Origin of the sequence: Winogradskyella sp. (assembly GCF_025210595.1) — a bacterium.
GTDB lineage: Bacteria > Bacteroidota > Bacteroidia > Flavobacteriales > Flavobacteriaceae > Winogradskyella.
The window spans coordinates 15,994-28,105 of record NZ_JAOARH010000021.1 but is presented as its reverse complement, the minus strand read 5'-3'; the positions used below and the strand labels follow the sequence as shown (position 1 = coordinate 28,105).

Below are 12,112 nucleotides of genomic sequence, written 5' to 3'. Positions count from 1 at the left end.
TATTTTCCAAAAGCAATCTTATCACTTTTATTGCCATTAACCTAATACTGACTAGTACTTAACAATACCAAAGAGCAAGCCACCTCAAAATTTATTTGATGAGCTTTTAGTAAGTTATAAAACTCTGGATTTTCTGTACCTAGATTAAAAATAACCCGTTTAGGATTTAGACTAATCACATAATCGTAATATGCTTCCTGATGCTTTGGATTAAGATATAATGTCACTGTATCAACAGCTTCATAAGGCAATAACTCAGTATCAATTGAAATATCGTTAACTTTTCCAGATTTTAAACCAAAAGCCACAACGTCATGGCCATGCTTTCTTAATCTATGAATAACAATGTTAGAATAACGGTCGGTTTTTAAAGATGCGCCAAGCACTAGTGTTTTTTTGCTCATGTGTTAAAAAGATGTTAAGTAATGTTAAATAGAGTAACATGATGCAAAAATAGTCGTCTAGAGTTTAAGAAACTATCAATCAAAAAAAACGATCAGAAAAATGAAGCAATTCATCATGATGCTTATTTTGGTTTCAACAACCATTTTAAGCGCCCAACCTAATGCAAACAAAGACATAAAAAACGGTTCTGTTTCAGGACGCGTTATTGATGCCAAACTCAATGAACCTTTACCTTATGTAAATATTGTTGTAAAAGACCAAAACAACAAAGTTATTACAGGAGGTATTACAAACGAAAGTGGTGATTTTAAAATAGAACAGATTCCAGAAGGAAATATTACTGTTTCTATTCAGTTTATTGGCTACAAAACTATTAACGAACCTGTAAAACTCGGAAAGGGCAATTACAAAGTAAATCTTGGCGATATAAAACTAGAAGAAGAATCTACAGGTTTAGATGAAGTTACAATTGTAGCAGACGTATCTACTATTCAACAAAAGGTAGACCGAAAAGTAATAAACATTGGTAAAGATCTACAAACAGCTGGAGCTACAGCTAGCGAAATTATGAACAACTTACCTTCAGTTAACGTAGACCAGCAAAGTGGAGCCATAAGTATGCGTGGCAACCAAAATGTGCGTGTAATGGTAGATGGCAAACTATCTAATATTCCTGCAGATCAATTATTAAAACAAATTCCTTCAACCTCTATAAAAAGTGTTGAATTAATCACCAATCCATCAGCAAAATACAACCCTGAAGGTATGAGTGGTATTATAAACATTGTTTTACATAAAAACACCATGATAGGTTTTAATGGTAACATAAATTTTAGCTTAGCTCATGATATAGAACCAAAATTCAACAGTTCTATAGATGCCAATTACAGAAACGGAAAGTTCAACTTATATGGATCTTACAGTAATGGTATTATTAAAAATTATAATAACGGTCGTATTAACAGAATAGAGCAACAAATAACGCAAAGCTTTAATGTACTAGACAATAATAAATCGCATTTATTTAAGATAGGATTAGACTATTATTTAGATGACAAGAACACCATTTCGGTTTTTACAAATCAAAATATTTTTGACAACTGGGTAAGAGTAAACACAAATATAGATTACTTAATTGATCCTTCTTCAGATGAATCTCAGAACACTTATGGTGAAAATGAGAACGATTCTCAACAATACAACTTTAACTATAAGCACGATTTTGATGAAGGTCATAATATTGAGCTCGAAGTAGATCATAATATTTTTGAAGGACTACAAGACACAAACAATAACTTCTTTAACTCTCAACGCCCTAATTTTAACGAAGCTACAAACACAGACAGAACACGTACAACAATAAATTTAGATTATGTTAATCCATTATCTGAATCTGTAAAACTAGAACTAGGTTTACAAGCGCGTTTGTTCGAAAACAGTATTTTTTACGAATCAAATGCTCGTGAACAAAACGAAAGCGGTACCTATATACCAACAACTACACGTTTTGATTATACCAGAGATATTTATTCTGCCTACGCTACTTATGGTAAAAAGTTAGAAAAATGGTCGTATCAAATAGGTTTAAGAGCTGAAAATGTAAATGTAAATTCTGAAGCTTTTAGAAGAGATTTAGCTGCAAATACCGATTTAAGTATACCTTTTAAAAATGATTATTTTGAATTGTACCCTTCAGCATTTTTTACCTATACACCATCTGATAAAAATTCGTATCAATTAAGTTATAGCAGAAGAATTGATCGTCCTGGCATTGGGCAGGTTAATCCACTTCCAGAATGGAATACGGCATTAATTTCGCAATTTGGTAACCAAGAGTTGCTTCCTCAATTTACCAATTCTATGGAAGTAAATTATACAAGACAACTAAAAAAAGGTAGTGTTACTGCTGGTGTATTTTACAGAATTATAGAAGATGAAATCCAACAAGCTGTCTTAATAGATAGAGCAGACACAAATCGATTAATTCTCACCAATCTAAACTTTGATAATACTTCGTCTTATGGTATAGAGTTATCTTCTAATTATAGCCCAACAAAATGGTGGAGTATTAATGGTAGTTTCGATTTATTTTCTCAGAAACAAAAAAGCATAGCTGAGTCTTTTGATACTAATGGAGATATTGTACTTAATACTGTAGAAGTAGATAATGTAGTCTGGAATCTTAGAGCATTCAACAACTTTAAAGTAAATAAAAGTTTAAGCTTTTCTGCTTTTGGAATGTACAGAGGAAAAAACAAAAATATTCAGTTTGAAATGAAAGATATGTATACCGTAAATTTAGGTATGCGCTACAATTTTATGGAAGGTAGAGCTAGTTTTAGTTTAAACTATAATGACATTTTTAATACCATGTATGCTAGATTTGATGGGCAACGTCCATTTTTACAAAGAGGTCAGTTTAACTGGGAAAGTCAACAAATATCTGGTAGATTATCGTACCGTTTTGGTGGAGGCAAATACAGAGCTAAATCTCGTAAGCGTAGAGATAATGATGAAAAACAAGGTGGAGGCGGCTTCTTCTAAAAACACAAAGTGTCACATTTTGTAAAAAAAGAAGTCTTTACCACATAGAGCATAGCTTAAAATTTAATAGTTACATAAATAGTTGATGGTTAGTGTTAATGTTTAACTATTAAATAAGAAAACCCGAAACTAATGTTTCGGGTTTTTGTTAAATACACGTTAAATACGTAATACCTTGAAATAAATCTGAAGGTTTTACGTCTAAGTAAGTGAGATAAGTTTTAAGTAATAAATATTATAATATTTAAGTTTTATAATATAGTGTTAGTTAAAGTTGGTTAATAGCTGAAAAGCCCATATAATTTTAAATTGTTTGGGCTTTTTTTATTTTGTTCTACTAAGAATCATAAACAAAACCCCTAAGGCCATGGCAGCACTTCCAATGATTAAAATCCATTGATTGTAAAGTAAACTAAAACCCATTAACACCAATACTATTTCAGTTATTACAAAGCCTATAAGCAAAAACGCACTACCAACTTTAACCAACATATTTAAGGGCAAATATTTTTTTTCGATTAATAAAGCTAAAAACAGAAATGAAATAGAACCTATTAAACTTAAGTGCAGATAAGCTATTATAATGGGTTTGTTAAAAAAGGCATAGTCTTTTAAAAATGGAAACACAGAAAAACATTGCAAAACTGTTTTTACAACAAAGGATATTAAAAAACCTAAGAAATATGATCTGAACCAAACACTACTTTCCTTAATAAGAGAAGCTAAATGTTTAGGCAGCATTAATATAAAATAAACTAAAGCCAAGACTAACACTAAAACAGAAAAGTAAGCGATAAGATTGATGCTTTCTGAAAAATCCATACCTAAAAACGATAGGCTAACAGCTGGAATAACACCAATTGTAAAAAGCCAATAGAACCTATTAGCAAAACCTTTATTGTATGGTATATTTTTTTTGTTCATATAATAAAAAAACAACCCTAAGACCACAAAAAGAAACCAACCATTATACTGAAGGTGCAAAAAAGAATAAACCAATGCATTATAAGTATCGGTTCCGTTCAGTCCCTTTGCGGATGATATGCCAATAGCATAAGGTAAAAGTGTTGAAAGCAAACCATACCATAATCCGGTTTTCACAAATTTTAAAGAGAACTGGTATTTCTCGGAAAAATCACCTTTTTTCACATCTTTTAAAAATCTAAAAACAAACCAATAATTTAGCAGTTGAAACAGTGTAGAAAATATAATAGAATACAGTCCATAGCCTTGCAAGGAAAAAGAAATTAACACACCAACAACAATAAATACGGTGAGTTTAAACTGTAAAGCATAGCGTCCTTTTTCTACCTGATGATCCGTTAAAAATGTTTTAGTAAGCAACAACATCATTATAAGATATACCCAACCTTGAAATGCAGTATGCGAATGCGCATGCACTAAGTTTAAATATTTTAAGGGAATTGGAATATATGCAACAGATCTAAGTAAAGTTCCTATAATTGCTACAAGTAAAAAAAAAATCAAACTTATTTTACTCCATTTAGTCTTCATCATTTTAGGCAAATCTTAGCTTTAAACAATCGTATTTTGTTATTTAAATTTAAGCAAATTATTACTATAAATTCAGGTAGATTTAAGATAGTTTTCATTGATTTAACACAGTAATTTCCTACATAAAATCTAAGGGCACTTACAACTGAACTACTCCAAATCATAAAAAACTGTAATTAAGGATTTTGTCGATTTACTTTACTCATATATTCTATAATGAGTCATTTATGCTAACATTAATTTTCCTCTTTCTTTTCAAAGAGATAAGGGTATCTTTTTCTTATCCTTTTTTTATTCTTGCCTTCTATTCTTTTTATTTCATCTGTGATGTATTCAAAGTAATAGCCAATTGCTATGCCTTTGTTCTTCTGTTTAAGAATATAAAAACTAAATTTATCCCAATAATTTGGAATCATTGGATAGAATATTTCTCTAGTTAGCTGTCTTCTTATAATCCTACTTTTATAAGATATTCCTATTTCAGTAAAAATATTAATGAGAATTTTTATTTTGAAAAAAAGCGCTTTATCGTTCTCTATGATTTTATTTTTCTCAGAATCTGACAAATCAGAATTAAGTAATTCGTCTATGTCTGCTCTAAACTTAGCCATTTCTGGTGTGTTTAATCTTTCGATATAAGAAATTGTTTTTGAAGTCTTAAAATGCCTTATAGTTAGCAAAATGGTTATCCAGGCAATTACAAAAGCTATTATCCATTCAAACTGTTTTAAAAATTCTATTATATCTGTCATCAGGAATTAGCATTAAACATTTAATACTAAGCTACATTTTTTAGTTCACATTCCAAAAATCTATTACCTGAATATCAATAAGATACCGTAATAAAAGGTTTAAATTATTTATAATGTAGATGTAATTCATCTTTTCAAAAAATCAAAAAACCATTTAAACTAACTAAAAACAGAGCTTAAATGGTTTTCGTTATTGTAGTAAGAGATTCCTGCTTTCGCAGGAAATTGTTACCATTTTATAATAGCACTTCCCCAAGTAAACCCACTACCAAAAGCAGCTAAGACCACATTGTCTCCTTCTTTTATTTTGCCTTCTTCCCAAGCTTCGGTTAATGCTATTGGTATAGATGCTGCTGTTGTATTACCATAACGCATTATGTTGTTATACACCTGATCGTTACCCAAACCAAATTTCTTTTGTATAAATTGAGAAATTCTTAAATTGGCTTGGTGTGGAATCAGCATATCAATATCTTCTTTCTGTAGTTTGTTTTGCGTTAAACCTTCAATAATAGCTTCACTAAAGCGCACTACAGCATGTTTAAACACAAACTGTCCGTTCATATAAGGATAGTAAGACACATCGTCTGGGTCATTTTCTTCCATAATGGCATCTACCCAACGACCAGTACTTGGTCCATCGAGAGCTAATTCTTTAGCATGTTTCCCCTCAGAATGTAAATGTGTTGACAAAACACCTCTATTATTATCTTCCTCTCTACTTAATACAGCTGCACCTGCACCATCTCCAAAAATAACAGTAACCCCACGTCCACGTGTTGAGCGTTCTAAACCACCAGAGTGGTTCTCGCTACCAATAACTAACACATTTTTGTACATCCCTGTTTTAATAAACTGATCAGCTACAGATAAACCATATATAAAACCAGAACACTGATTGCGTATATCAATTGCTCCAATAGTATCCATTTCTAAAAGCTCTTGCACTCTTACACCTCCACCAGGAAAATACATATCTGGACTCAAGGTTGCAAAGACAATAAAGTCAATATCATCTTTGGTTAATCCTGCACGTTCTATAGCTATTTTGGCAGCTTTGGCTCCCATTATAGAAGTGGTATCATCACTTGTTTTTGGGTCTATCCAACGACGCTCTTTTATTCCTGTACGTTCTTGTATCCATTCATCACTAGTATCCATCCATTGCTTTAAATCATTATTAGTTACAATGTTTTCTGGAACATACTTTCCTAAACCGCTTATTCTCGAATTGTACATGTGTCTTTTTATAAAGTTAGTGTCACAAATTTAATCGATTTCATTATAACCTAATACCGATTCGTTATGCACGCATAACAAATAGATTTAAGATACTTCTAAAATAGAATTTTAACAATACTATCACACTCTTAAACATCAATTTTAAATATCTTCAAGGCTCTAATCAATTATCAAAAAACAAATGAAAACATGCATTAAATTATTTGCACTTCTATTTTTATTAAATGGTTTTGCCCAACAAAGTCTAACTTACCAACAACCCTCTGATGAAATTTTAGAATTAGCAGATGTAGATTTGGCACCAGGTGTTCAAATAGACGATAAAGGTGAGTATATGCTACTACTCTATCGTAATCAATATAAATCTATAGAAGAATTGTCTGAAACTGAATTACGATTAGCTGGATTGAGAATTAATCCTGTAACCAATATTGGCAGTAGAACTAATTACTACACCAATATTAAAATAAAAAAGATAAAAGACAAAGACACTAAGCAAGTTTCTGGATTACCAGAAAATGCTAGGCTTTCTAGCTTTAGCTGGTCACCAGACAACACTATGATTGCTTGTTTAAACACCACATCTAAAGGTGTTGAAGTTTGGATCGTTAACATTGTTAATGCTAATGCCAGAAAAATAACTGATGCCAACGTTAATGCTAATATGAGAAGCACTATTAATTGGTTTAAAGACAGTAAAAATTTATTGGTAAAAATGTTACCAAACGATAGAAAAGATTTAATTAATACTGATATTGCAGTACCTACAGGCCCAACAGTATCTGTTAGTGATGGTGCAAAGGCACAAAACAGAACCTATCAAGATTTACTAAAAACTCCTAATGATGAATTTAATTTTGAACAATTAGCACGTTCCGTAATTAAAAAAGTATCCATTACTGGAGAAGTACAAGACTTTTTAGAGGCAAACATGTATCGTGGTATTAGCTTTTCTCCAGATGGAAAATATATTATGATTACCAAAGTAAAGCGTCCTTTTTCGTATATCGTAACTTATACCAGATTTCCAAGTGAAAGCATTATGTATGATGCTAACGGAAAAAAAATAAAAACTGTAAATGAGATACCTTTAGACGAAGTAAGACCAAAAGGCTTTATGTCTACCAGAATGGGAAAACGCAGTATGCAATGGCGTGGAGACAAACCTTCTACACTTGTTTGGGCAGAAGCTTTAGACCAAGGTGATCCTGCTATTGAGGTAGACTACAGAGATGTTGTATACGAGCTTAATGCACCTTTTAATGGGCAACCAAAAGAGATTTTAAAAACAAAACAACGTTTTGCAGGTATAAATTGGGGAAATGATAATACTGCAATTGCAATTGACTATTGGTGGAATACCAGGAATGTAAAAACTTATTTGTTTAACCCTTCTAATGGAAATTCTAAGGTTATTTCAGACAGAAACTATCAAGATGTTTATAGCGATCCTGGTGATTTTGTAACTTCAAAAAATGAATATGGTCGTTATACCTTAAACATCAATGGAGATAAACTTTACTTAATGGGAGATGGTTATTCTAAAGAAGGTCAATTTCCGTTTATTGATGAATACAATACAAAAACAGGAAAGACCAAACGCCTTTATCAATCTAAATACACAGATAAACTTGAAAGCCTTAACTATGCCATTGATATGAAAAAAGGCGAAATCCTTGTGCGTATAGAATCTAAAAAAGAGTACCCAAACTATTACATTAGAAATATTAAAAAGAATAAATTAACTCCAATTACAGCCTTTGAAAATCCATTTAAAAGTCTTGAAGAAGTTGACAAACGCGTTATCAGCTATAAGCGTAATGATGGTTTAGACTTAGAAGGCACACTTTATTTACCATTAAATTACGAGAAAGGTAAAAAGTACCCAATGATTCTTTGGGCTTATCCACGTGAATACAAAGACAAAGCAAGTGCATCGCAAAGCACCGCAAATCCTAACGAATTTGTATATCCATATTGGGGCTCACCAATTTATTGGGTCACCAAAGGCTATGTGGTTTTAGATGATGCTGCATTTCCTATTGTGGGTGAAGGAGACGAAGAACCAAATGATTCTTTTAGAAAACAGTTAGTCGCTAATGGGAAAGCTGCTATTGATGCTGTTGATGATTTAGGCTACATAGACAGAGATAAAGTTGCAGTTGGTGGCCATAGTTATGGAGCATTTATGACAGCTAATTTATTATCACATTCTAATTTGTTTGCTGCTGGTATTGCAAGAAGTGGTGCTTATAATAGAACATTGACTCCTTTTGGATTTCAAAGTGAAGAACGCAGCTACTGGGAAGCACCTGAAATTTATTATAACATGTCACCATTTATGCATGCTGATAAAATGAAAACACCGCTTTTACTTATTCATGGTGTTGCCGATAATAATTCAGGCACATATCCATTACAAAGCGAGCGTTATTTTAATGCCTTAAAAGGTCTTGGAGCACCTGTTAGACTAGTAATGCTGCCTAAAGAAAGTCATGGCTATAGAGCAAAAGAATCTATTATGCACATGCTTTGGGAACAAGATCAATGGTTAGAAAAACACGTAAAAAACAGAAAGAAAAAAGAAGAAAAAATAAAAAAGGAAGAGACGATTAAAAATTAATCGAACCCTTTTCTAATATTAAAGAGACAGTCTAAAAACTTTTAAACTGTCTTTTTTTTATGCCATCTTGTCACAAAACTTCAATTGGTATTTTATTTGAATACAATTGTGCAGAAATAAATTGACTAATGACGTCACTTCGAGTGTTTCAAAAATTTATTTTGAAATGTATCGAGAAGTACTCGATACTTCGATTTCATCTCAACTCGAACTGACATTAAACTTTTAATAACATGGCAAAAGGAAGCATTAATGTATCGGTAGAAAATATCTTTCCGTTAATTAAAAAATTCTTATACAGCGATCACGAAATATTTTTACGTGAATTAATCAGTAACGCAACAGACGCTACACTAAAACTAAAGCATTTAACGAGTATTGGCGAATCTAAATCTGAATATGGTGAGCCAAAAATCGAAGTTAAAATCGATAAAGACGGTAAAAAACTTCATATCATAGATCAAGGTTTAGGTATGACCTCTGAAGAAGTAGAGAAGTACATCAACGAAGTGGCTTTTTCTGGTGCTGAGGAATTCTTAAATAAATACGAAGATTCAGCCAAAGACGCAGGTATTATAGGGCATTTTGGTTTAGGATTTTACTCTGCTTTTATGGTAGCAGACAAAGTAGAAATCATTACCAAGTCTCATTCAGGAGCAACTGCTGCACATTGGACTTGTGATGGTTCACCAGAATTTACCTTAGAAGAAGCAGATAAAACTGAAAGAGGTACAGAAATCATTTTACATATCTCAGAAGGAGAAGAAGAATTTTTAGAAGAATCTAGAATCCGTGAGTTGTTAACTAAGTACAACAAGTTTATGCCTATTCCGATTAAATTCGGAACTAAAGAAGTTAACGATCCAGATTTCACACCAAAAACTACAACTGATGAAGATGGTAAGGAAACTACCGAACCGCATAAACAAATCACAGTTGACGATATCATTAACAACCCAAATCCGGCTTGGACTAAACAGCCTTCAGATTTAGAGGAAGATGATTATAAAAACTTCTATAGAGAACTGTATCCTATGCAGTTTGAAGAGCCGCTTTTTAATATTCACTTAAATGTAGATTATCCATTCAATTTAACAGGGATTTTATACTTCCCTAAAATGACTAATGATCTTAACATTCAAAAAGATAAAATTCAGTTATACCAAAACCAAGTATTTGTTACAGATAATGTAGAAGGTATTGTTCCTGAATTCTTAACCATGTTAAGAGGTGTTATTGATTCACCAGACATTCCGTTGAATGTATCGCGTTCTTATCTTCAAGCAGATGGTGCTGTAAAAAAGATTTCATCTTACATAACACGTAAGGTTGCTGATAAATTAAAATCTTTATTCAATAACAATCGTGAAGATTTTGAAGCGAAATGGGATGACATTAAAATTGTTATTGAATATGGTATGCTTTCTGAAGAAAAATTCTTCGAAAAAGCAGAAGCATTTGCTTTATACCCTACAGTTGATGGCAAGTATTACACTTTTGAAGAATTAACCAATGCTATTAAAGCAAAGCAAACCGACAAGGATGATAAAATGGTAATTCTTTATGCTTCTAATAAAGATGAGCAACACGCGTATATTGAAGCTGCTAAAGGCAAGGACTACGAAGTATTGTTATTAGATTCACCTATCGTTAGTCACCTAATGCAGAAGTTAGAAACCACTAAAGAAAATATATCTTTTGCTCGTGTAGATGCCGATCATATTGATAATCTTATTAAAAAAGACGACACTACAATTTCTAAGCTATCAGAAGACGAAAAAACAACGTTAGACACACTTTTAAAAGAAGTAATTCCTTCAGAGAAATTTATGGTACAATTAGAAGCGATGGATAGTAATGCGTCTCCATTTATGATTACACAACCAGAGTTTATGCGTCGTATGAAAGAGATGCAACAAACTGGAGGTGGTATGTTTGGTATGGGCAATATGCCAGAAATATATAACTTGATTGTAAATACAAACCACGATTTAGTTAGTGATATCTTAAATACTGAAGCTAAAGAAGACAAAGAACGCTTAATTAATCAGAGTTTAGATTTAGCTAGATTATCACAAGGGCTACTTAAAGGTGAAGAGTTAACAAACTTCATTAAGCGTAGTTACGATATGATTAAGTAATCTTAAATTATTATACTGAACTAGTTTCAGTATCTCATAAAACAAAACCACTTAGTATACTCTAAGTGGTTTTGCTTTTTATAAACTCATTGAAAACTAGTTCTTACTCACCAAATGGTGTCATTAACTAAAAGTTAATTTTATAGAAGGACTTTCAAGCTTAAGTTTGGCTAACACTAATACTAAAGTAGCATATAATGAATCATCCTTTTAACTTAGACATTAACAAACCATGTTCAGAAAATTTCAATAATTTTAAACTAACTAAAAAAGGTGGTTTTTGTGATTCCTGCAAAAAAGAAGTCATAGATTTCACTAGAATGAATTCTGAAGAAATCACCACTTATTTTAAAACTAAAGCTTCTGCAAACACTTGCGGTCGTTTTAAAGAACAACAACTAAACACTTCTTATAATTTAAATTCAGTCAAAAAAAAACATATAGGCTTTATTACAGGTTTGGGATTTCTTATTCTATCATTCTTTTCAATATTTTCTGCACAAGCACAAGACATTAAAAAATCAAAAAAACAATTAAATGACAACTCTAATATTGAAGAATTAAAAGAAAAAACTAAAGTAACAGTAAAAGGAACTGTCATAACAAAAGAGGACAGACTACCATTACCTGGTGCAAGTATTGTTTTACAAGGCACTAACATTAGTGTTCAAACCGATTTTGATGGCTATTTTAAGTTTCCAAAAAAACTTAAAAAAGGTGATATTCTTATTGTAAGCTATGTAGGTTTAAAGTCTCAAAAAATCATTATAGAAAACAAAAAATCTGCTTTAAATATTGAACTTGAAGTGAATATGGAATTTGATTCTTGTGTTATATTAGGGAAAGTAGCTGTTAAAGAAATTTTTAAATCTCAAAAAAATTAGCATACC

At 31.6% G+C, this 12,112-nt stretch carries 8 protein-coding genes; 4 read left to right on the top strand and 4 right to left on the bottom strand.

The genetic code is table 11. The annotated features are described in order from the left end of the window. Window positions 1-41: 41 nt before the first annotated feature. Window positions 42-404, bottom strand: a complete 363-nt coding sequence (locus N4A42_RS01885) for a CoA-binding protein (protein ID WP_294069073.1) — start codon at window positions 402-404, stop codon at window positions 42-44. Between the two features lie 100 nt (window positions 405-504). On the opposite strand from N4A42_RS01885, the gene N4A42_RS01880 reads away from it, so the two are divergent. Continuing rightward, the gene (locus N4A42_RS01880) at window positions 505-2,949 is read left to right on the top strand and encodes an outer membrane beta-barrel family protein (RefSeq protein ID WP_294069071.1); all 2,445 of its coding nucleotides are present in this window, start codon (window positions 505-507) and stop codon (window positions 2,947-2,949) included. Between the two features lie 324 nt (window positions 2,950-3,273). Here the strand turns inward: N4A42_RS01880 and N4A42_RS01875 are convergent, their stop codons facing one another. The 3 genes from N4A42_RS01875 to N4A42_RS01865 form a co-directional block, all read right to left on the bottom strand. Beyond that, window positions 3,274-4,467 (bottom strand): hypothetical protein, encoded by a 1,194-nt coding sequence (locus tag N4A42_RS01875; RefSeq protein ID WP_294069068.1) that lies wholly within the window; start codon window positions 4,465-4,467, stop codon window positions 3,274-3,276. Between the two features lie 233 nt (window positions 4,468-4,700). After that, complete coding sequence (locus tag N4A42_RS01870) at window positions 4,701-5,216, bottom strand: hypothetical protein (RefSeq protein WP_294069065.1); 516 nt, start codon at window positions 5,214-5,216, stop codon at window positions 4,701-4,703. A 228-nt stretch (window positions 5,217-5,444) separates the two neighbouring features. Continuing rightward, a complete protein-coding gene (locus N4A42_RS01865; protein WP_294069062.1) occupies window positions 5,445-6,455 on the bottom strand; it encodes a 3-oxoacyl-ACP synthase III family protein in 1,011 nt (336 codons plus the stop codon). A gap of 184 nt (window positions 6,456-6,639) precedes the next feature. On the opposite strand from N4A42_RS01865, the gene N4A42_RS01860 reads away from it, so the two are divergent. The 3 genes from N4A42_RS01860 to N4A42_RS01850 all read left to right on the top strand — a co-directional run bounded on the left by N4A42_RS01860 (window position 6,640) and on the right by N4A42_RS01850 (window position 12,106). After that, the gene (locus tag N4A42_RS01860; protein ID WP_294069059.1) at window positions 6,640-9,081 is read left to right on the top strand and encodes a prolyl oligopeptidase family serine peptidase; all 2,442 of its coding nucleotides are present in this window, start codon (window positions 6,640-6,642) and stop codon (window positions 9,079-9,081) included. A 233-nt stretch (window positions 9,082-9,314) separates the two neighbouring features. Continuing rightward, the gene (gene htpG / locus N4A42_RS01855; RefSeq protein ID WP_294069056.1) at window positions 9,315-11,222 is read left to right on the top strand and encodes a molecular chaperone HtpG; all 1,908 of its coding nucleotides are present in this window, start codon (window positions 9,315-9,317) and stop codon (window positions 11,220-11,222) included. 197 nt (window positions 11,223-11,419) lie between these two features. Further along, window positions 11,420-12,106, top strand: coding sequence for a carboxypeptidase-like regulatory domain-containing protein (locus N4A42_RS01850; protein ID WP_294069054.1), 687 nt, complete (start codon window positions 11,420-11,422; stop codon window positions 12,104-12,106). Window positions 12,107-12,112: the final 6 nt, after the last annotated feature.